The sequence below is a fragment of the Staphylococcus lugdunensis genome, from assembly GCF_002901705.1.
Classification (GTDB): domain Bacteria; phylum Bacillota; class Bacilli; order Staphylococcales; family Staphylococcaceae; genus Staphylococcus; species Staphylococcus lugdunensis.
In genome coordinates, this window is record NZ_PPPV01000012.1 from 136,881 (window position 1) to 159,769 (window position 22,889).

Here is a 22,889-nt window from a genome sequence, read left to right on the forward strand (position 1 = left end):
GATGTATGTCCCAGACCCTTTTTATATAAATTAAATTCAAATGCTAAGAAGTTATTGTGCAAATTGGCTACTTCTTGATGACTCTGAAGTATGAGATGCTTTTTGACTTTTTAATGTTACGTCGATTTCTTTTGTATTTCCGTCTCTAATAATAGTTAAAGTTACCTTTTCACCAGGTTTTTTATGTTGATATAAGTACGTTCTTAAATCGGTATCTTCTTTAACTGTTGTATTATCTATCTTTGTAATAATATCACCTTTCTTGATCGTACTTCCATGTTCAACCTTAGCCACATATACGCCTTCTTTTCGATTTGTATGCAATTCTTCACGATACGAGTCTGGAATTTCACTTAAATTTAGTAATCCAATACCAATTGAAGGACGTTCGATTTTGCCGTTTTTTACAAGTTGTTCAATCGTAACTTTAACTTCATTACTAGGAATAGCAAAGCCGATACCTTCAACTTGTTCAGCGGCAATTTTCATTGAATTTATGCCCACAAGATTACCGTTTATATCAACAAGTGCACCTCCAGAATTACCTGGATTAATCGCAGCATCAGTTTGTAAGACAGTCACTTTTGTACCGCCAGACGATGTATTTGCATCGATGGTACGTTCGTTGGCTGAAATGATACCTGAAGTAACTGAATTAGCGAATTCAAGTCCTAAAGGATTACCCATTGCAAATACAGAGTCACCTGTCTGCACTTTGCTAGAATTAGCAAATTTAATGGCTTTAACTCCATTTGTTTGTTTGATTTTCAAAACTGCAATATCTGAAACCGCGTCTTTACCAACGAGTTTAGCATCAACTTGTTTACCATTATGTAATTGTACCTTAACTTCATTCGCGCCATCAATAACATGATTATTCGTTACAATATAAGATGAATCATTATTAACTTGATATATTACACCAGAACCAACACCTGCTTCTTGTGATTTTGTGGATTTACCACGCAGCAAGTCATCAATACTTGAAGCTTTTTGCATATTAATAACACCCACAATTGAAGGTGATACATCTTTAATCATTTGGTTGACAGAATTGTATTTTTCACTTTTACCATCCAGCCGATTGCCACCTTTAGAGTTTGTTGCCTCTTGCACTTGCGAACCATTTTGATTCAAGCTAGTATGATTTAGCGCTTTTCCAATACCTAAGACGATTAATGCACCTATGATTCCTGCAACAATAGCAATGACTATTGTTTTAAACAAAGGAAAACGAGGTTTTGGATTTCTATAATGTTGATTGAATATTGACATTGTCTACCTCCTATTTCATACATAATATTATTATGTATGGTTTTCAACAATAATTCTAGTAAATTACTATCAGACTTTAGAAGTATCTTTGACGCTACTTGTTAAGGCAAGAATATAATGATAAAATTCAATTTGTTGAAATAAAAGCAAAGAAGGTGCCATTATGTATCAAATCATCAGTAAATTATTAAATGTCTTGTTAGTAAAAGGGGCTAAATCTTTATATGTATTAGGGAAAGAAAATGTACCGAAGGATAGTAAATATATTGTGACATGTACACATGAAAGCTATAACGAAGTCATTATGTTAGCGCTAGCGCTTGTGCCAAATGAAATTAATTATATGGCTAAAAAAGAATTATTTAAAAATAAATGGATAGGTAAATTTTTAACTTCTTTAAACGCATTTCCAGTAGACAGAGAAAATCCAGGTCCTAGTACATTAAAACGTCCTATTAATTTATTAAAGCAAAATAAAACGGTAGGTATCTTTCCAACAGGACATCGAACATCTACAGAAGGCGCACCATTAAAAAGAGGTGCCTCTACAATTGCTTTGTTAAGTAAGTCGCCGATTTTACCAGCTGCTTACGTTGGACCAAAGCATATTTTAGGATTGTTGACTGGTCGTGCCACAATTAAATTTGGAAAACCTATTTATCTTAGTGATATTCCAAAAGAATTAAAACGTAATGAAAAGATTGAATATCTTACCAAAGAAATTGAAAAAAGAACAGGGGAATTACAGAAAGAGTTAAATGTCTTATATTATGAAAAATAATTAAATTGTTATATTACCAACAAATTTAAGTTTGAAGATAAAATATATAGTGAAACAAAGCGGATTTTTATTAAAATTTAATAGAAGTTCGCTTTTACTTTTTACACATTAAAGGTGAAACGATGATTAATTAAACTGCTATGTAATATTGCTAAAGGTAAATTCATAACTAAAATAGAAGCGTGCAAGCTATAAAGATTATGTAATATATACTTTGTATTAGAAGTTTCGTAATATTAAATATTTTGTTAACATTTTCAAATAAATCTATAAAAATACAAAATGCATATGGTTATTTATTTGTTTGGCAATTATAATAAATAAGTAATAAAAATAAATACGTATTAAGGATTGATAATATGGGTAAGTTTTTTCAAAATTTAGGTCGCTCGCTAATGTTACCAGTAGCAATATTACCTGCTGCTGCGATTATTACTGGAATAGGTAATGCATTAAATGCGTTGCATATCTGGGCACAAGTTGCTTTGTTCTTTACTACTGTTGGTTCAACCATACTGGAACAATTAGGTATTTTATTCGCAATTGGTGTAGCGATTGGTATGGCGAAAAAGAATGATGGGGCAGTTGCGCTTGCAGCAGTGACGGGTTATTTGCTAGTAACTGTTGTTTTGTCACCAGCCAAGATAGCTCCAGTTTTACATGTTAAAGAAAATAGTCTAGATTTAGCTTTTTCACAAATGAATAATTCAAATGTTTTTATTGGTATTGTTATCGGTTTAATAGCAGCGTATACATATAATAAATTTAGTGAAACAGAATTACCAGTTGCGCTATCTTTCTTCAGTGGACGTAGATTAGTGCCGATATTAACTGCATTTTTCTGTACGTTTTTGGTGTTGGTGCTTCTTGTAGCTTGGCCAGTTGTTTATAATGCTATAGTTACTTTTGGAAAAACAATCACAGGGTTTGGACCATTTGGCGCATTTTTATATGGATTCTTTAATCGGTTATTAATACCAACTGGATTACATCATGCATTAAATAGTGTATTCTGGTTCGATACTATTGGCATCAATGATATTGGTAAATTCCAAAGTGGTAAAGATGCCGTAAAAGGCATTACAGGACGTTATCAAGCAGGTTTCTTCCCAGTAATGATGTTCGGTATGCCAGCTGCTGCTTTAGCGATTTATCATACGGCTCAAAGCAAACAGCAAAAGCAAGTGTATGCTTGGTTTTTAGCTAGCTCAATTGGTGCATTCTTTGTTGGTGTAACTGAACCTATCGAATTTGCTTTCATGTTTGTAGCACCCGTTTTATTTGTTATTCATGCATTATTAACTGGGTTATCACTATTTATTGCAGCATTGTTTCATTGGACTGCAGGGTTTGCATTTAGTGCAGGATTGATAGACTATTCCCTATCATTAATTAATCCTGTTGCAAATCATCCGTTGATGTTATTAGTACAAGGCGTGTGTTTCTTTGTATTATATTATGTTATTTTTAGAGTTGTTATACAGGTCTTTAACTTAAATACAATTGGTAGAGGGGATAATTTGCTTGCTAATCCTACTGAAACTGATAACAATCATCACGCAGTTCCAGATAATGGTGAGGGTCAAAGTAAATATTACAATACTGCTAAACAGATTTTAGAAGGGCTTGGCGGTAAGGATAATATTGTATCATTAACGAATTGTGCGACACGTCTTAGAATGGAACTGAAGGATAATGTAGTGATAGACGAACAGAAAATAAAAAATGCTGGGGCAGTAGGTGTTACTAAGAGTGGCAACCATTCAGCGCAGGTAATTGTAGGAACGCATGTTCAACAAGTTGCTGATGAAATTGAAAAGCAATTGTAGAATTTAAATAGCATTAAAATGCGGTTAAGCAAATGTCTACATTGACGTACTGTTTAACCGCATTTTGCATTTGCACCAAACATATCAATTAGGTATGATTAAGAAAAGTAATAGAGAGGATGTGGTGTGAGTGAAATCTATATTATTTGATGTTGATGGCGTTTTTTTAAGTGAAGAACGTTGTTTTGATGTTTCAGCACTCACAGTTGATGAATTATTACATAGTGAAAATTATTTAGGTCTTCAACCTATTAAACAATATAGTGATTTAACAGATGATCAAATTCAACAAATTAGAAATGAGATATTTCAGAATGATAAGATTTTAAATCATTTTAAATCACTGGGTCTTAATTCGAATTGGGATATGTTATTTATTGTTTTTAGCATTCATTTTATACATATTTTGAAGGAGCTTTCTAAAGGAGATAGAGAGGCTGTGCTGTCAAGTCAGCATTTTACTGTAGACAGTATTGCATTTATTAAGCAACATTTAAATCAACAACCGAGCCTTTCACCACTAAATGTTAAGCATTTTTTATCAACGACAACACATGGGAAAACTCAAATATATGAATCATTAAAGCAATATGCACAACAGGAGCTAGAGATTGTTCAAGATGATATGTTTAATTTAAAAAGTACGCTGTGGCATTTTACGCAAGAGGTTTATCAAGAATGGTATTTAGGACAAAGTTTATATGAAGAGATTGAACAGAAAAAACCAAGAAGCACCTTTAAAAAAGGCTTTATTTTTCAAGAAATTTTATTACGGCCTGAAGCGGAAATTCAACAATTATTACATGATTTAAATGCAGCAGGCTATCAATTGGCTGTTGCAACAGGCAGACCTAGAACAGAAACAATTGTGCCGTTTAAATCATTTAGTTTATTACAATGGTTTGATCAGTCACATATTGTGACCGCATCAGAGGTATTAACTGCTGAATCACAATATCCATCTTCTGCACCATTAGGTAAGCCGAATCCATTTAGTTATATAGCAACATTAAATGGAAATCATCGTGAGCATTACAGTGAATATATCAAAAATCAAAATCATATCGTTTGTGGTACAGATGTTTATATTGTGGGAGACTCACTAGCAGATTTATTGTGTGCGAAAAAAATTGGAGCAACGTTTATTGGAACATTAACTGGATTGAGCGGCAAATCAGCTCGTCTTGAATTAGAACAGCATGGGGCAGACTTTATTATCAACCATGTTGGTGAAATTAGAAGCATTCTACTATAAATAAAGATTGGTAAGTTATATATAATAGATTATTTACGGATTATTTTGAACAGTCTGGGACATAAATGTAATGGATTGAAAATGACTAAATTTTTCTTAGGGCTTGGTTTCCACAATATCATGAATATGGTAGGTGATATCATTTGAAGATATTAAAACTGAAGTTTCTATTGGTAGTGTAGGTTGGGGTGGCTGAAGCTGTCCCCTAAGAAAGCGAGCCAACAATACGAAGTATTCAATAAAAAAGAAGCAGTCAGATGAGTTGAATTCAATTCATCTGACTGCTATTTTTCTGAGATTTATGTCCCAGCCTCATAATTTTGAGATTGATGGTCCATTCTGTATATATAGTTTATGATATTATTCTAAGTTCTTGGAGAAAACTTTATGCCTTAGACTCTGTGTTAGGAATCGATAGAATTGTTCCATGAATCTTTGTGAATTGCTGGGTTTGTTTGAGATGTTGAATAACTTTGTCTGTGATTGGTTGATCGACAGCAATAATCATCATGGCTTGTCCGCCTTCAGTATTTCTACCTAACGACATACTTGCAATATTGATTTGTTCTCGACCAAGCAACGCTCCTGTTCGACCGATAATTCCAGGCACATCGTTGTGATAAGTTATTAATTGATAAGCATTAGGCTGAAAATCGACTGAGAAATCATTAATTCTTATAATTCTTGGACCAAACCCTTCAATAACGGTTGCACCAATAGTTAGAGAATATGATTGATGTTGCAAACGTATTTCAACATAATTCTTAAAAGCTGAGCCAGCTGATGTTCTTGTTTCAACTTGATAATTAATTTCTTGTTCTTTTAATAATACTAAAGCATTGATTAAATTTGCACGATGGCCAAAATGTGGTTTTAGTAACTGTGTAATGGATGAACGCAAGATTAAATCTGCGTGCGGTTCAACAATTTCTCCGCTTACTGTGATTTTAATGTCTTCTGGTGCGTGATCAAATAATTGCACAGCAAGTTCAGCTGCAATTTCACTAACTTTAATGAATTCTCGAGCAGTGTTGCTAATATTAGAAAAATCTAATGTTGGCGCGTTAATCGCATGCTTAATTAATCCTTGCTCAAAATAGTCTACAAGTTCTTCCGAAACTGAAATGGCTACTTTGGTTTGGGCTTCAATAGTTGAGGCACCTAAATGAGGCGTTACAATAATATCGTCGTGACTAATTAAAGGTGAATTAGTTGGAGGTTCTTCTTCAAAGACATCGATGGCAGCTTTGGCAATTTGTTTTTTATCTATTGCTTCAAATAAAGCTGCTTCATCTATAATGCCACCACGTGCAACGTTAATCACTTGTAATGTTGATTTTGCTTTATTAAAGAAGTCCTTTCCAATCATACCTTTTGTCTTCTCAGTTAAAGGTGTATGCACAGTTAAAAAATCTGCTTTTTTAGCTATCTCATCTAGTGAGGCTATAACGATATTTAATTCTTTGGCTTTTTCTTTAGTTAAAAATGGATCATATGCTAAAACAGTCATACCAAAGCTTTGCAAACGTTTAATTACCCCAAGACCAATTCTCCCAGTGCCAATTACTCCCAGAGTTTTTTGATAAAGTTCTACACCACGAAATGCTTTACGATTCCATGCTCCTTGTTGTAATGAAGCATGTGCATTTGGAATATTGCGTGCCATTGCTAAGAGCATAGCAACTGAATGTTCAGTTGCTGAAATCGTATTTCCATCAGGTGCATTAATCACGATTATATCGTTTAATGTAGCAGCATTTATGTCAATGTTGTCAACGCCAACTCCAGCACGTGCAACAACTTTGAGGTGTGAGGCAGATTCTAATACTTTAGCAGTGACTTGTGTTTGGCTACGAACAATTAGAGCTTCATAACTATCAATCATTTCACACAATTCATTTTCTGATAAATTAGTTTGAATATCTAATTGAAAGTTGGGATTATTTATTAATGCCGTAAGACCTTCTTTAGATATAGGGTCTGCTACTAATATCTTATGCTTCATGATGAATTACCTCCATATATGCTTTCATGCCTTTACCAATATAATTCATTTTGCGATAGTCAGATAAAATCGTTTCTAACGCTGCAACAACAGAAAGAATATCAAATGGTGAAACCTTTCCCATATGACCAATGCGCAGAATCTGACCTTTAAGTTTGCCTTGGCCACCAGCAATTGTAATACGATAGTTTGCTTTTAATGAATCTTTAATGTATTTGAGCTCAGCACTATCTTTTGGTATAAAAGCAGTGACGGTAGGTGAGGCGTCTTGTGATTGTACTAATAAGTCTAAATCTAAAGCCTTTAGTGCTGTTCTTAAAGCTTGTTTAATGATATTATGTCGTTTAATAACATGTTCAAATCCTTCATTTTCGATTAACGCGCTATAGCGGTTAAGTGCTCTAAAGAGTGCTACATTTGGTGTGAAAGGTGTGCTATGTTGTATTAATGATGAATGATATTTAGTTAAATCTAAATAAAATCTGGGCGTCTTTACTTCTTGAAATCTTTCGAGTGCTCGATCATTGTATGCGACAAAAGCAAGTCCTGGTGGCAGCATAATAGCTTTTTGACTACCTGATATTAGCACGTCGATATTGTCCCGCTCCATATTTGCGTCAACAGCACCAATGCAACTGACACCATCAACGACAAAATAAATGTCAGGATCAAAAGATTTAATTGCATATCCTATTTGTCCAACGGGATGCAAGACACCAGTTGATGTCTCACAATACTGACAAAATACAGCTGTAATCGTTTCATTTAGATTAGATAAGTAATTTTTAAATGCATCAATGTTAACAGCTTCTCCCCATGCTACATTAAAAACATGTACATTTTGATAATATGTTTCTGCAATTTGTTTAAAACGATTACCAAAAGCTCCTGAAACAATAACGACAAAATGGTCATCTGGATTAACGATATTTAACATACTTGCTTCTAATACGCTTGTTCCACTTGAAGTTAATACCATAACATCATTTGTACTGCCAAAAATCTTTTTCAGAGATGTAAATGCCGTCTTAGCTATGTTTTCAAAGTCGGCCGAGCGATGACCTACCATAGGCAATTGAATGGCTTCATTGATTTCTTTCGGTACTGGGGTAGGACCAGGTGTTAATAATAAAGTTTCGTAATAGTGCATAATAAAACTTCCTCCAATATGATGATTTTTCAATTTTACCAAATATTCTGAAAATTTTAAAGGCAATTTCATATATTATATATTTAAAAATAGAGATAGTTGTACCTAATTTCAATTTGAATGCTGAAACAGGTTAAGACATAAATACCAAAAGACACAAAGAGGATTTCAACTTAAAAATCTTCTTCGTGTCTTTTTTCTCCGCATTGCAGGACTTTTGTTCATAGAATGCTGTACTTAGTCACTTGATATAAAATAATACGCATTGTTAATTCTCTGCTATTGTTGGTTCAATAATAATCTCTATATTTCCTCTGATAGAATTTGAAATCATACAATGTTCATCAGCAATTTGAGTTAGCTTTGAAATACGTTGTTGTAAACGATTGCTTTGCAATTTATCAATAAATATTGTTGGTTTATGAACAATTCTTATCATTGAAAATTTACCTTGATTAAATTGAGCAGTTCCTATAGATTCATTTTTAATAGTAATGTTATCAAACCTTGCACGTTCTAAAGCGGCTGCGAGTGATATGATATAACAAGATGAGGCAGCTGAAACTAACATTTCATCTGGGTTTGTCCCGGTGCCATTACCACCAAGAGATGAGGGAATGGAAATACGTTCATTCAAAATATCGCCTTCTACGGTACCAATACTTTCTCGTCCTCCTGTCCAATGTGTTTTTACTTTAAAATCATGCTTAACCATATAACTTTGACCTCCATGTTTGATATGTTAACTTTAGTTTAGATAATTTAAAATAGAAAGCAAGGAAGGGGACTTTTAATGACTATTTCAAGACCTAATTCAACGTTTAGCATCGTTGCACATCGTGGTTTATCAAAACGTTATCCTGAAAATTCATATATAGGCTTAAAAGCGGCTTTAGAATTACCAATAGATATGTTAGAAATTGATGTCCATTACACTAAAGATAAGCAACTTGTGGTCATACATGATGATACAATTGATCGCACTTCTAATGGGCGAGGAAAAGTCATAGATTATACATATGAACAATTACAACAATTTGATTTTGGAATCAAATGGGGAGAAGCCTTTAAGGGAACCCGAATCTCTAAATTAGAAGACATATTACAATTAGCACGACAATATTCAAAAATATTATTGATAGAGTTGAAAGTTCCTCAACAATATCCTGGTATTGAAGATATGTTACTCGACGTTTTGGATCGCTATCATATGCCGAAAAGGCAAGTGATTTTACAATCGTTTGACGAAGAAAGTGTGCGATCTATAGCAACAAAAACGACAGAATACAAACTTGGTGTATTGATAAGTAAGAAGAAATATTGGCATCGTTTACCAAATTTTGAAGATATTTCACAATATGCGGACTATATTAATCCCAATTACTCTATAGTAACTAAAAAATTTATCGATGGCGCACATCAAGTTAATCTCAAAGTTATGCCGTACACTGTAAATGAAGCCAAAGCTGCACAGTCACTTATTAAACTAGGTGTCGATGGCATTATTACAGATATACCAGATGAACTTTTTCAACTATAAAGAAAGCGTTAATAATTTTAAATTGTGACCTGTAAGTAAAAATACGATAATACAGGGAATATGAAGCCATACAGTCATCCGTAACGTAAAAAAGCCAGTAAATGCATTTACAAAATACGCATTTACTGGCTAATTTTTTAGGAATGATGTCCTAAAGTCTAACACTTATTATCTTGAGTAGTACTCAACGATTAATTGTTCATTGATTTCTGCTGGTAATTCGCTACGTTCAGGGAAGCGTACGAAAGTACCTTTTAAGTTATCTGCATCAAAATCTAAGTATTCAGGAACGAAATTATTGATTTCAACAGATTCTTTAATAATATCTAAGTTTTGTGATTTTTCACGTACAGTAATCACTTGACCAGGCTTTAATGAATATGATGGGATATCGACACGACGACCATCTACTTCAATATGACCATGACCAACTAATTGACGAGCTTGACGACGTGTGCGGGCTAAACCTAATGCATAAACAACTGCGTCTAAACGACTAGCTAATAAAATCATGAAGTTTTCACCATGTACACCATATTGCTTAGCAGCAATATCAAATGTATTACGGAATTGTCTTTCAGTCATACCATATAAATAACGTAATTTTTGTTTTTCACGCAATTGCATACCATATTCTGATAATTTTTTACGTTGGTTTGGACCATGTTGTCCTGGTGCGTAAGGACGTTTTTCTAATTCTTTACCAGTACCGCTTAATGAGATACCTAAACGACGAGATTTTTTCCAGTTTGAACCTCTGAATCGAGCCATAAATTGACTCCTCCTTTTCTTTTTTGTTGTTATGAATAAACAAAAAAGAGTGCTATATGCTCATCAAGATATGTTGTTTTATGTGTCTTCGCCTTATAGCTACAGTTACACGACACGTCCGCTTTGGGAACAACATAGTGCTTAATAATATATAGCTGCTACTTTCGTAAATTCACACAAATATTATTGTAACATTTTATGGTAAAGTGTCAATACTTAAATATAACTACAGAGAAAGTTGTTGTTCGATAATTGATACTAAGTTTTCTAATTGTCGCTGATCTTCCTCTTTAAAACGACTGTTAATAGGAGAATCAATATCTAATACACCAATAATTTCATTGTTTTGATGTAAAGGTATGACTATTTCAGATTTACTTTGTGCATCACAAGCGATATGTCCCGGAAATTGGTGGACGTCCGCAATGCGCTGTGTTTGGTTTTGTGCAACAGCAGTGCCGCACACACCTTTTCCAATAGCGATGTGAACACACGCTGGATGACCTTGAAATGGTCCTAATATTAGTTCTTGATTGTCTATTAAATAAAAACCAACCCAATTTATTTGGTCGAGATTATCATTTAATAAAGCAGATGTGTTACTTAATATAGCGATTAAATTAGTTTCATCTTCTATTAAACTCTGAAGTTGTTTTGAAAGTAAATTATAATTTGTAGATGTTGTACCAGTCATTAAATTACCTCGCTCATTTTTCTTCATATTATAATAGGTAAAAATAAATTCGGCAATTCATCTATTTTTCACTTAAATCACAGGGCAAATTACGTTATAATAAAATGTGATAAATTAGGAGGAGAATGAGATGGTCTTATACATTATTTTAGCAATTTTCATCATTTTATTGATTGCTATAGGAATTATGTTCTTTTTGCGCTCAAACAAGCGAACTTTAATTTCTAATGCTGAAGAACGTAAAGTTGAAATTCAACAGTTACCTTATGAAAGCAATCTAGAAAAATTAACAAAGCTAAACTTGAAAGGTGAAACAAAAACGAAATATGATGCATTGAAAAAAGCTACAATGGATAACACAACTAATTATTTAGCACCAGTAGAAGAAAAACTACAAAGTGCTGAAGAACAGCTTGATAAATTTAAATTTTCAGCAGCTCAGAATGATATCGATGATGCCAATGAATTAATGGATCATTATGAAGAAGGGTATCAGTCACAATTAAAAGAAGTTGATGAAATTGTAGCTTTACATAAAGATAGTGAGAGTATTTATCAACAATGTAAAACAAATTACCGTGAAATGAAACGTGATGTGTTGGCTAATAGACATCAATATGGTGAAGCAGCTGCACCTTTAGAACAACAAATTGAACAATTCGAACCGCAACTTGATCAATTTGAAACACTTAAAGCAGAAGGTAATTATGTTCAAGCACATAATCACATTGCTGGCTTAAATGAAACAATGACACAACTTAAAACATATATGGAAGAAATTCCGGAATTAATTCGTGAAGCCCAAAAGGAATTACCAGGACAATTCCAAGATTTAAAATATGGCTGTCGCGACTTAAAAGTTGATGGTTTTGATTTAGACCATGTCAAAATTGATGGCACGCTACAAAGTTTGAAAACGGAATTAAGTTTTGTTGAGCCAATGATTAGTCGATTAGAATTAGAAGCTGCAAATGAAAAATTAGACGCCATTAATGATAAATTAGATGAAATGTATGATTTAATTGAATATGAAGTTAAAGCCAAAAATGAAGTTGAAGAGTCTAAAGAGGACATTACTGACGCATTATTTAGAGCGAAAGAAATGAATTATACACTTAAAACTGAAATAGATTATGTTAAAGAAAATTATTTCATTAATGAGAGCGATGTTCATAGCGTGAGACAGCATGAAAATGAAATTCAAAATCTAATTGCAGTTTACGATGAAATATTACAAGAAATGTCTAAGTCAGCGGTCCGTTATAGTGAAGTTAAAGACAACTTAGAGTATTTAGACGATCATGTTGCAGAAATAAACGAGGATCAAGAAAAATTACAAAATCATTTAATTCAATTACGAGAAGATGAAGCAGATGCTGAAGATAATCTTTTACGTGTACAGTCTAAAAAAGAAGAAGTATATCGTCGATTGCTTGCATCTAATCTAACAAGTGTACCAGAACGATTTATCATTATGAAAAATGAGATTGATCACGAAGTTAGAGCTGTAAATGAACAGTTTAGTACCAAACCTATTCATGTCAAGCAATTAAAGGATAAAGTTGCTAAAATTGTAATTCAAATGAATACGTTTGAAGACGAGGCTAATGATGTATTAGTAAATGCAGTTTATGCTGAACGATTAATACAATACGGTAATCGCTATCGTAAAGATGATAATAGTTTAGATAAGAGTCTAAACGAAGCAGAACGCCTATTTAAAAACAATCGTTATAAACGATCAATTGAGCTTGCTGAACAAGCACTTGAGAAAGTTGAACCAGGTATAACAAAATATATAGAAGAACAAATGACAAAAGAATAATTGCACTATACAATAGAAATGCATAAAATAGGCTGGGACATTTGATTATGTTCCAGCCTACTTATACTATATTGACTCCGTAATAAAAATTAAATTGCACTACTGTTCTACGAATTCAATTGGGTAGTAGAATCTAAAAAGAGACAAATGAAGAAATTTACTTTTAATTTTTCAAAAAAATAGTATAATGCTTGAGTATTAATTTTTATAAAAATAGCAGATAATAGTTTTAATAGAATACAGTTAAATGAAAGAGAGTGTTGGTTTTGATTTATCTTGATAATGCGGCAACAACGAAAGCCAATCTAGACGTAATAGATTCTTTTGTAAAGGTGAATCAGTCATTATATTATAATCCGAATAGCCCACATTATGCTGGGTTACAAGCAGCGCAAATATTGCAACAAGCGAAAAAGCAAGTAACACAAATCATGAATTGTCCGCAATTTGATGTTCTATTCACTAGTGGCGCAACTGAATCAAACAATATCGCATTAAAAGGTATCGCTTATAGAAAAAGAGATACAGCTAATGTCATTATAACATCCGTTTTAGAACATCCTTCAGTGTTAGAAGTAATGCGTAGTTTAGAACAAGAAGGTTTTACATTAAAATATGTAAATGTTACTTCGCAAGGAATAATAGATGTGGAACATTTAAAACAATTAATGTCCGAAGATGTTGGTCTTGTAACGTGTATGCATGTTAATAATATTATGGGACAAATTCAACCTATACAAGCTATTGTAGATTTATTAAAGCACTATCCTAAAGCGCATTTTCATGTAGATGCTGTACAGGCATTTGGTAAAATACCTCTGTTAATAGAAGGAATCAATAGCATGAGTCTGAGTGGTCATAAATTTAATGGCTTAAAGGGACAAGGTTTACTTCTCATAGATAATGTTAGAAAGCTCACACCGATTATTCAAGGTGGCGGTCAAGAGTATGGTGTACGTAGTGGAACTGTTAACTTGCCTATGGATGTATCTTTGGTCAAAGCGTTAAAATTAGCTAATGAACACTTGTTATCACGGTATGAAAAATTTGCATCATTTAAACAGCAAATTGTAGATATGTTAAAAATTTATCCAGGTGTATACTTAAACTCGCCAGAAAATGCTGCACCACACATTGTTAATATCGCATTTCCAGGCGTTAAAGGAGAAGTACTTGTCAATGCATTTTCTAAACTGGATGTTATGGTTTCAACAACGAGTGCTTGCTCTTCTAAAAGAGAAAAACTTAATGAAGTATTGTTAGCTATGGGATTGTCAGATAAACGCATTGAAGGAAGCATTAGAATATCCTTTGGTGATACTACAAGCCAAGAAGATATAGATACATTCAAAAAAGCATTTAATGAAATATATGGAGAAGTGAAGGAGTTATTAAAGTAATGAATTATGATCATATTTTAGTTAGGTATGGTGAGCTCACTTTAAAAGGGGCTAACCGTAAAAAATTTGTCAACTGCTTAAAGGACAATGTGAATAAAGCATTAAAATCAATCAATGGCACGCATGTCATGGGAAAAAGAGATCGCATGTACATAGATTTAGAAGAAGAAACGGATTGTAATGAAGTCATCCAGCGCTTAACTCAAATTTACGGTATTAAATCAGTAAGTCCAGTATTAAAAACTGGCAAAACTGTTGATGAAATCAATCAACTATGTATCAAATTAGCATTAAATTTTAACACAAATGCTTCTTTTAAAATTGATGTTAAACGCTCAGATAAAACTTTTCCATTAGATACTTATGAATTACAACGTATAGTGGGTGGCGCTGTTATTGAAAATGTTCCTGGACTTACAGTGAACGTAAAACAACCAGACTATGAACTACGTGTTGAAGTTAGAAAAGACGCGATTTATGTATATCATGAAATCTTTGAAGGCGCTGGTGGGTTGCCAGTTGGTACAGGTGGCAAAACATTATTAATGTTATCAGGAGGTATTGACTCACCGGTTGCAGGAATTGAAGTAATGCGTCGTGGTGTAACCATTGAAGCCATACATTTCCATAGCCCACCATTTACAAGTGAAAAAGCCAAAGAAAAAGTCATTGAACTTACACGCATTATGTCTCAACGTGTAGGTCCAATTAAATTGCATATTGTTCCATTTACAAATTTACAAAAACAAATCAACAAAGTTGTTCACCCAAGATACACAATGACATCTACGCGTCGTATGATGATGCGTATTGCTGACAAAGTTGTTCATGAAATAGGTGCACATGCGATTGTTAATGGAGAAAATCTAGGACAAGTAGCAAGTCAAACGTTGAAAAGTATGTATGCTATTAATCATGTTACTTCTACACCTGTATTACGTCCTCTTTTGACACTTGATAAAGAAGAAATTGTTAAAATGGCACGCAAGATTGGTACATATGACGTATCAATTCAACCGTTTGAAGATTGTTGTACTATTTTTACACCAAAAAATCCTGTAACAGAACCAGATTTTGATAAGGTTGAAAAATATGAGCGTGTGTTTGATTTTGATAGTTTGATACAACAAGCGGTAGAGCAGATTGAAACATTAACAATAGATAAAAATTATAAAAGCAAAAAAGATGAAGACACAGCTGCTTTAATAAATGAATTATTTTAGTATCTTTGATAGTTATTAAGTGTAAGGGGATGCTGTGATGGATATAAATATTTACATTGTTTTAATTATCATTTTATTTGGCTTTTTAGCTGCATTCATTGATGCTGTTGTAGGTGGGGGTGGCTTAATATCAACGCCCGCTTTGTTGGCAATTGGTTTACCACCTGCATTAGCATTAGGTACAAATAAACTTGCAAGCAGTTTTGGATCCTTGACGAGTACGATTAAATTTATTCGGTCTGGACATGTGGATTTGAACATCGTTCTCAAGCTCTTTCCATTTGTATTCATATTTGCAGCTGGAGGGGCTAGTTTAGCTATCTTTCTGCCAGCAGAAGTACTTAAACCATTAATTATTATCATATTGACATTAGTAATGGTATATACACTAGTGAAAAAAGATTGGGGAAGTGTACGTACTTTTACTAAATTAACGCCTGTAAAAGCAATAATTTTTGTAACACTCATGCTTATTATTGGTTTTTATGATGGTTTTTTGGGTGGAGGTACGGGTTCATTTATGCTGTTTGTATTATTGCTATTTGGTTTTGATTTTTTAAGTGCAGCTGGAAATGCTAAAGTTTTGAATTTTGCGTCAAATATAGGTGCACTTATCTTGTTTATGATTTTGGGGCATGTTGATTATATGATTGGTTTCATTATGGCTATAAGCATGATTGTTGGATCATATGTTGGTGCGCGCTTTGCGATTGCCAAGGGTGTAGGATATATAAAATTATTATTTGTCACTGTCACTTCAATGTTAATATTAAAAAATATTTTTGATTATGTCAGAGATTGGTTATAAGAAAAAATAGTACTTTCTTTATAGATTAAATGATTGATTTTGTAATTATGTATGGCGTATGATGACATATATGAAGTATATAACATTATTAGGAGGTCATCGATTATGGCTGAAGTCACATTCAATAACCAACCTATTCATTTATTAGGTTCAGAAGTACAACAAGGAGATCAAGCGCCGAATTTCACAGTATTGGCTAATGATTTAAGTGAGGTAACATTAGATACTTATCAAGGACAAAAGAAATTAATTAGTGTGGTTCCTTCTATAGATACTGGTGTTTGCGATCAACAAACGCGTAAATTTAATGAAGAAGCAGCGAAAGAAGACGGTGTTGTATTAACGATTTCTGTAGATTTACCTTTTGCACAAAAGAGATGGTGTGCAGCGAATGGTTTAGATAATGTCATTACGTTAAGTGACCATAAAGAACTTTCATTCGGTAAAAATTTTGGTGTAGTTATCGAAGAAATGCGATTATTAAATCGAGCAGTATTCGTCTTAGATAAAAATAATAAAGTTGTATATAAAGAAATTGTAAGTGAAAACACTGATTTTCCAAACTTTGATGCTGCATTAGAAGCATATCAACAAATATAATCTGTTAATAATATTAAATTGATGTGTCCACAGTTATTTCAATCGATGAGAACATAAAGATATTGACTTCTCAAGAAATAATGTGGACATTTTTTATGAGAAAGGAAGTCTCGTTATCATGCAAGAACAAGAAACCATCATGGAAACGTTATTTAAAACGCTTGATGAAAAGGCTAAGAGCTTGAATAAAGAAAATGGACAAAGCTTTATCGAAAATCTAGGATTAGCGATGGAATATGTGTATCAACAGCGTCGAGATTTACTTGAACAAGCTACATTACAAGATCGTCGTAAAGCCTTTCAATTTGCCTATTTAAGTTTATTACAGGAAGAAACCATACAGGCCAATCATCAAATCACCCCTGACTCAATAGGATTGATTTTGGGATTTTTAGTTCAAAAGTTTATGGCAAAATCGCAAGAATTACATGTTGTTGATATGGCAAGTGGTGCTGGCCATTTAAGCGCAACAGTAAATGAAGTATTGAAAGAATCGACGCTCATGCATCATCTTATTGAAGTTGATCCCGTGTTATCAAGAGTAAGTGTCCATTTAGCGAACTTTTTAGAAATACCTTTTGATGTATATCCTCAAGATGCTATCATGCCACTACCTTTAGAAGAAGCCGACGTTGTGATTGGAGATTTTCCTATTGGATATTATCCTGTTGACGAGCGGAGTAAAGATATGGTTTTAGGATTTAAAGAAGGACATAGTTTTTCACATCATTTATTGATTGAACAGAGTATAACAGCTTTACGTCAAGGTGGTTATGCATTTTTAGTAGTACCTAGCTCTATATTTGAAGGGGATAGGGTACAACAGCTGCAGAATTTTATTGCTACAGAAACAGAAATGCAAGCATTTTTAAACTTACCTAAAACACTGTTTAAAAGTGAACATGCGCGTAAATCTATTTTAATTTTACAAAAGAAAAAACCACATGTGACTAAATCGGTTGAAGTTTTATTGGCTAATATACCTGATTTTAAGAATCCACATCAATTTCAATCATTTATTGCTGAATTGAATGATTGGTTAGTAACAAATCATCCAGAAAATTAAACTGTATTACTCTTGAATTACTACTGTATTAATGGTTAAATAGTATAGGATACTATTATAAAAAATGGAGGCCAAGGACAAATGTCGAAATTAATTTTGGCGATTAACGCTGGTAGTTCTTCTTTGAAATTTCAATTGATTAGAATGCCTGAAGAAAAATTAGTAACAAAAGGTTTAATTGAACGTATTGGATTAAAGGATTCAATTTTTACTGTAGAAGTAAATGATGAAAAAGTAAAAGAAGTAAGAGATATTAAAAATCATGAAGAAGCAGTTAATATCATGTTAGATAGTTTTGAAAAACATGGCTTCATCGAAAATATCAATGATATTGAAGGAACTGGTCACCGTGTTGTTCATGGTGGTGAATTGTTCCCAACATCAGCTCTTGTAACTGATGAAGTAGAGAAACAAATTGAATCATTATCTGAATTAGCACCGCTTCACAACCCAGCTAATTTGATGGGAATTAGAGCATTTAAAAAATTATTACCTAATATTCCACATGTGGCAGTATTTGATACTTCATTCCATCAAACAATGCCAGAACAAGCTTATTTATATAGCTTACCTTATCAATATTACGAAGATTATGGCATTCGTAAATATGGTTTCCATGGTACGAGTCATAAGTATGTCTCACAACGTGCTGCAGAGTTATTAGGTAAACCAATTGAAGAATTACGTATTATTACATGTCATATTGGTAATGGTGCCTCAATTGCAGCTATTGATGGTGGAGAATCTATTGATACTTCTATGGGCTTCACACCTTTAGCTGGTGTGACTATGGGTACACGTTCAGGAAATATTGACCCAGCACTTATTCCTTTTATTATGGAAAAAACAAATAAATCAGCTGAAGAAGTTCTAAATGTATTGAATAAAGAATCTGGTTTATTAGGTATTTCTGGTACTTCAAGTGACTTGCGTGACCTTGAAGGAGATGCTCAAGAAGGTAATAAACGTGCACAAATTGCTTTAGATGTCTTTGCAGAGAGAATTCATAAATACATTGGTTCGTACGCTACAAGAATGCATGGGGTGGATGTCATTGTATTCACAGCTGGTGTTGGAGAAAACTCTGATGTTGTTCGTGCAAAAGTTCTTGAGGGCTTAGAATTTATGGGCGTATATTGGGATCCTAAGAAGAATGAAGGATTACGTGGTAAAGAAGCCTTTATCAATTACCCACATTCACCAGTAAAAGTCTTAGTTATTCCAACAAATGAAGAAGTTATGATTGCAAGAGACACAGTTAAATTTGGCGATTTATAATAATTTAAAGTTAAAAAGGAGACGTTTCTGAAATAGGGACGTCTCCTTTAATTATAAGGGTGTATTACAGGTTTGACATAAATTAGCTTTGTGTTTCTTTTATACTCAATATTGTGAATTGTTGTTTCTCATACATAGGTGAGAACTTCAGCTACCCAACTTGCTTTGCTAAAAAAGGTTTAACCAGCTTTACTGTGCTTTGGACTCCTTGTTCTGTTTTCTCATGTGACTGTGTCGCCTATGGAATTCGAACTTAAAAGCACTTAGCTATGTCTTAGTATCGTTTAATATAGTAACAAAAAAGGGCAAAGACATTTATGTCTTTGCCTCGTCAATATAATATAAATAAAAGTGATTTAATTACGCTTGATATTGCTTACGAAGTTCTGCTGTAGCCACTTGTGGTTGGAAATCTTCTGGGATTTCTTCAGTACGAACCACTAATACGTCACATGGTGCATGACGTACAATAGCTTCTGAAACAGAGCCAACGATAAATCGTTCAACTGCATTAAGACCTGATGTACCGCACATAATTAAATCTGCATGTAATTCAGATGCTAGTTTTTTTGGAATAATAGCTTTTGGTGAACCGAATTCCAAACGCGTTTCAACTGTTGGAACACCTGCTTTTGTAGCAACTTCTTTATAGCCTCTCAGTAAATCCTCTGAGAAGTTTTTAGATTTCTCAGTAAACTGAGCATCATATACTTCATATGAAGAATACGTTCTTGAATCAATGATGTTAACAATCGTTAATTTAGCCTCATTACGTTTTGCAACATCTACAGCTTTGTTAAAAGCCCATTCAGCTTCATGTGATCCATCTACTGCGATTAGAATATTTTTATAAGTTAACATTGCGGTTGCCCCTTTCGCTTTTCTTAATTTTATTTTACCACAATTTACAGAATATTAAATTAATATAGTTTTACAATTTTGTGTATATTTTGATTGCGCTTTCATAGTGATAGCGTTACGATATGAATGGAGGTGGAAGGAATGAAAATAGGGATTCCAAAAGAAATAAAAAACAATGAAAACAGAGTGGGCTTATCACCCAGTGGTGTGCATGCTTTAGTTGAGCAAGGGCATGAAGTTCTTGTTGAAACTAACGCTGGTATGGGCTCATTTTTTGAAGATATTGATTATGAACAGGCAGGTGCTAAAATTATAAATGATGCATCTGATGTTTGGGATGTTGAAATGGTTATCAAAGTAAAAGAGCCATTGGAATCAGAATATCAATATTTTAAAGAAGGTCTTATTTTATTTACTTACTTACATCTGGCTAATGAAGAAAAATTAACACAGGCACTTATCGATAATAAAGTGGTTGGGATAGCATATGAAACAGTGCAATTACCAGATCGTTCATTACCATTGCTTACACCAATGAGTGAAGTTGCAGGTCGAATGTCAGCTCAAATCGGTGCAGAATTTTTACAAAAAGTTAAAGGCGGAATGGGCATCTTGCTAGGTGGTGTTCCAGGGGTACCTAAAGCACGTGTATCAATCATTGGTGGAGGACAAGCTGGTACAAATGCTGCTAAGATTGCACTTGGTTTAGGTGCAGATGTAACAATTTTAGATGTAAATCCTAAGCGATTACAGGAACTTGATGATTTATTTGATGGTCGTATTCATACTATTATGTCAAACCCACTTAATATTGAAAATGCAGTGAAAGAAAGTGACTTAGTTATTGGTGCAGTACTTATTCCAGGAGCTAAAGCACCAAATCTTGTTACAGAAGATATGATTAAACAAATGAAAGATGGCGCGGTCGTAGTTGATATTGCCATAGACCAAGGTGGTATCTTCGAAACGACAGATAAAATTACGACACATGATGATCCTACGTATATTAAACATGGCGTGGTGCACTATGCAGTTGCGAATATGCCTGGAGCAGTACCACGCACATCTACGATTGCATTGAATAATGCAACACTACCATACGCACAATTACTAGCTAATAAGGGGTATAAAGAAGCATTTAAAGCTAATCAACCATTGTCTCAAGGTTTAAACACGTATAAAGGTCATGTTACAAATAAAGGTGTTGCTGAAGCATTTAATTTAGAATACCTTTCAGTTGAAGATGCGCTTAAAGAAAAATAATTGAGGTAAAAAACGTCCGGATTAAAGTTATCCGGACGTTTTAGTATAGCAATATTTTATTTATCATAACGCGTAAGTATTTCATAACCATTTTCAGTAACTAGAATATCGTCTTCAATTCTCACTCCTGCTACGTTAGGTACATAAATGCCAGGCTCAATTGTTATGACCATTCCAGCTTCTAATACGTTTTCATTTGTACTAGAAACATCTTGATATTCATGCTCTTCTAATCCAAGTCCATGTCCCAAACGATGTGGGAAATATTCTCCATAACCTGCCTCAGAAATAATATCTCGTGCTATTTTATCAATTGCTTTAAGCTTTACACCTGGCTTAATAGCTTTAATTGCAGTTGTTTCTGCTTTTAATACAATATCATATATTTCCTGTGCTTGATTTTCAGGTGTACCGAATTTCACAGTTCGAGTCATATCACTGCAATAGTGGTTAACGATTACACCTAAATCAAAGAGGACATATTCATTGTCTTGTAACTCACGATCTCCTGGTGTGCCATGAGGTGATGCAGCATGGTCTCCAAATAATACCATGGTATCAAAACTCATTTCAGAAACACCATATTTTTTAATTTCATTTTCAATATGATTTACAACATCGCGTTCTTTTACACCAACTCTTAAGAAAGAAACACCAATTTCTATACATTTATCAGCGAGTTGGGCCGCTTTTTTGACGTTTTCAATTTCAGAAGCTGATTTAATATTTCTTAACTGTTTAATAGTAAAATCAATGTCATCAAATGATTTTACGTTAAAGCCTTGTGCCAATTCACGTTGTCGTTTAACAGTTAAATGCTCACTTTCTATCAACATTTTATTAAATGTTTGTGTCATTAAATTAAATGGATTTTCAGTATCTAGATAGCCAATGATTTTACCTTCAAAGGGAGATGCTTTTACTTCTTCAACTTCCATTTTAGGACAGTATAATATTTGTTCTCCATTTTTTTTAATTAGCAGAGCAAATAATCGTTCATGTGGTTCACTGCGATAACCAGTAAAATAAAAGATATTAAGTGGTGTTGTAATCCATGCAGCGTCAGCTTGCTGATCCTTTAACGTTTCAATGATTGTATCTGTGTTTGTCATGTGTTTACCTCCTAAATCATCTTAAATCCATAATACGGCTATTTAGGTTATTTTTCAAAATATACTCATTAATGAATCCTATCTTTAACTTATAATTTATTGTTAAAATTGTAATATGTAGGGTATAACTAAATTACAGACGTTTTAAGGAGG

General features: G+C 33.4%; 20 protein-coding genes. 12 read left to right on the forward strand and 8 right to left on the reverse strand.

Going from position 1 to position 22,889, the window contains the following annotated elements:
- Positions 1-51: 51 nt before the first annotated feature.
- Positions 52-1,275: a S1C family serine protease gene (locus tag CD041_RS01420; protein ID WP_002492617.1), complete on the reverse strand. Its 1,224-nt coding sequence runs from the start codon at positions 1,273-1,275 to the stop codon at positions 52-54.
- 163 nt (positions 1,276-1,438) lie between these two features.
- Here CD041_RS01420 and CD041_RS01425 point away from each other — a divergent pair, with 163 nt between their 5' ends.
- From CD041_RS01425 to CD041_RS01435, 3 genes are all read left to right on the forward strand, one after another.
- Positions 1,439-2,056 carry a lysophospholipid acyltransferase family protein gene (locus CD041_RS01425; RefSeq protein WP_002458847.1) on the forward strand — a complete coding sequence of 206 codons (618 nt, stop codon included), beginning with the start codon at positions 1,439-1,441 and terminating at the stop codon, positions 2,054-2,056.
- 359 nt (positions 2,057-2,415) lie between these two features.
- A complete protein-coding gene (nagE, locus tag CD041_RS01430) occupies positions 2,416-3,885 on the forward strand; it encodes an N-acetylglucosamine-specific PTS transporter subunit IIBC (protein WP_070648397.1) in 1,470 nt (489 codons plus the stop codon).
- Between the two features lie 130 nt (positions 3,886-4,015).
- The gene (locus tag CD041_RS01435) at positions 4,016-5,140 is read left to right on the forward strand and encodes an HAD family hydrolase (protein WP_002478030.1); all 1,125 of its coding nucleotides are present in this window, start codon (positions 4,016-4,018) and stop codon (positions 5,138-5,140) included.
- Positions 5,141-5,525: 385 nt separating this feature from the next.
- On the opposite strand, the gene serA is transcribed toward CD041_RS01435, so the two are convergent.
- From serA to CD041_RS01450, 3 genes are all read right to left on the reverse strand, one after another.
- On the reverse strand, positions 5,526-7,145 hold the full coding sequence (gene serA / locus CD041_RS01440; RefSeq protein WP_070648399.1) for a phosphoglycerate dehydrogenase: 1,620 nt from the start codon (positions 7,143-7,145) through the stop codon (positions 5,526-5,528).
- Positions 7,135-8,295, reverse strand: coding sequence for a pyridoxal-phosphate-dependent aminotransferase family protein (locus CD041_RS01445; protein ID WP_037545480.1), 1,161 nt, complete (start codon positions 8,293-8,295; stop codon positions 7,135-7,137). The genes serA and CD041_RS01445 overlap by 11 nt, the downstream gene beginning before the upstream one ends.
- Positions 8,296-8,563: 268 nt before the next feature.
- A complete protein-coding gene (locus tag CD041_RS01450) occupies positions 8,564-9,010 on the reverse strand; it encodes an SACOL1771 family peroxiredoxin (protein ID WP_002458853.1) in 447 nt (148 codons plus the stop codon).
- Positions 9,011-9,088: 78 nt separating this feature from the next.
- Here CD041_RS01450 and CD041_RS01455 point away from each other — a divergent pair, with 78 nt between their 5' ends.
- Positions 9,089-9,835: a glycerophosphodiester phosphodiesterase gene (locus CD041_RS01455; RefSeq protein WP_002458854.1), complete on the forward strand. Its 747-nt coding sequence runs from the start codon at positions 9,089-9,091 to the stop codon at positions 9,833-9,835.
- A 168-nt stretch (positions 9,836-10,003) separates the two neighbouring features.
- Here the strand turns inward: CD041_RS01455 and rpsD are convergent, their stop codons facing one another.
- Together rpsD and msrC are read right to left on the reverse strand one after the other, a co-directional pair.
- Positions 10,004-10,606: a 30S ribosomal protein S4 gene (rpsD, locus tag CD041_RS01460; protein WP_002458855.1), complete on the reverse strand. Its 603-nt coding sequence runs from the start codon at positions 10,604-10,606 to the stop codon at positions 10,004-10,006.
- 226 nt (positions 10,607-10,832) lie between these two features.
- Positions 10,833-11,300, reverse strand: coding sequence for a free L-methionine (R)-S-oxide reductase MsrC (msrC, locus tag CD041_RS01470; protein WP_070648401.1), 468 nt, complete (start codon positions 11,298-11,300; stop codon positions 10,833-10,835).
- A gap of 130 nt (positions 11,301-11,430) precedes the next feature.
- On the opposite strand from msrC, the gene ezrA reads away from it, so the two are divergent.
- From ezrA to CD041_RS01505, 7 genes are all read left to right on the forward strand, one after another.
- Positions 11,431-13,125, forward strand: a complete 1,695-nt coding sequence (gene ezrA, locus CD041_RS01475) for a septation ring formation regulator EzrA (RefSeq protein ID WP_080606556.1) — start codon at positions 11,431-11,433, stop codon at positions 13,123-13,125.
- 266 nt (positions 13,126-13,391) lie between these two features.
- Positions 13,392-14,525, forward strand: a complete 1,134-nt coding sequence (locus CD041_RS01480; RefSeq protein WP_037542886.1) for a cysteine desulfurase family protein — start codon at positions 13,392-13,394, stop codon at positions 14,523-14,525.
- Positions 14,525-15,748, forward strand: a complete 1,224-nt coding sequence (gene thiI / locus CD041_RS01485) for a tRNA uracil 4-sulfurtransferase ThiI (RefSeq protein ID WP_002478038.1) — start codon at positions 14,525-14,527, stop codon at positions 15,746-15,748. Before CD041_RS01480 ends, thiI begins: the two co-directional genes overlap by 1 nt.
- A 37-nt stretch (positions 15,749-15,785) precedes the next feature.
- The gene (locus tag CD041_RS01490) at positions 15,786-16,556 is read left to right on the forward strand and encodes a TSUP family transporter (RefSeq protein ID WP_002458860.1); all 771 of its coding nucleotides are present in this window, start codon (positions 15,786-15,788) and stop codon (positions 16,554-16,556) included.
- A 105-nt stretch (positions 16,557-16,661) separates the two neighbouring features.
- Positions 16,662-17,156 carry a thiol peroxidase gene (tpx, locus tag CD041_RS01495; RefSeq protein ID WP_002478039.1) on the forward strand — a complete coding sequence of 165 codons (495 nt, stop codon included), beginning with the start codon at positions 16,662-16,664 and terminating at the stop codon, positions 17,154-17,156.
- A gap of 118 nt (positions 17,157-17,274) precedes the next feature.
- Positions 17,275-18,222 carry a class I SAM-dependent methyltransferase gene (locus CD041_RS01500; RefSeq protein WP_070648403.1) on the forward strand — a complete coding sequence of 316 codons (948 nt, stop codon included), beginning with the start codon at positions 17,275-17,277 and terminating at the stop codon, positions 18,220-18,222.
- A gap of 81 nt (positions 18,223-18,303) precedes the next feature.
- Positions 18,304-19,500 carry an acetate kinase gene (locus CD041_RS01505; RefSeq protein ID WP_080606557.1) on the forward strand — a complete coding sequence of 399 codons (1,197 nt, stop codon included), beginning with the start codon at positions 18,304-18,306 and terminating at the stop codon, positions 19,498-19,500.
- A 360-nt stretch (positions 19,501-19,860) separates the two neighbouring features.
- On the opposite strand, the gene CD041_RS01510 is transcribed toward CD041_RS01505, so the two are convergent.
- Positions 19,861-20,361: a universal stress protein gene (locus CD041_RS01510; protein ID WP_002458864.1), complete on the reverse strand. Its 501-nt coding sequence runs from the start codon at positions 20,359-20,361 to the stop codon at positions 19,861-19,863.
- A gap of 141 nt (positions 20,362-20,502) precedes the next feature.
- Between CD041_RS01510 and ald the strand changes: the two genes are divergently transcribed.
- The gene (ald, locus tag CD041_RS01515) at positions 20,503-21,624 is read left to right on the forward strand and encodes an alanine dehydrogenase (RefSeq protein ID WP_070544743.1); all 1,122 of its coding nucleotides are present in this window, start codon (positions 20,503-20,505) and stop codon (positions 21,622-21,624) included.
- A gap of 56 nt (positions 21,625-21,680) precedes the next feature.
- Here the strand turns inward: ald and CD041_RS01520 are convergent, their stop codons facing one another.
- Positions 21,681-22,736: a M24 family metallopeptidase gene (locus CD041_RS01520; protein WP_070648405.1), complete on the reverse strand. Its 1,056-nt coding sequence runs from the start codon at positions 22,734-22,736 to the stop codon at positions 21,681-21,683.
- Positions 22,737-22,889: the final 153 nt, after the last annotated feature.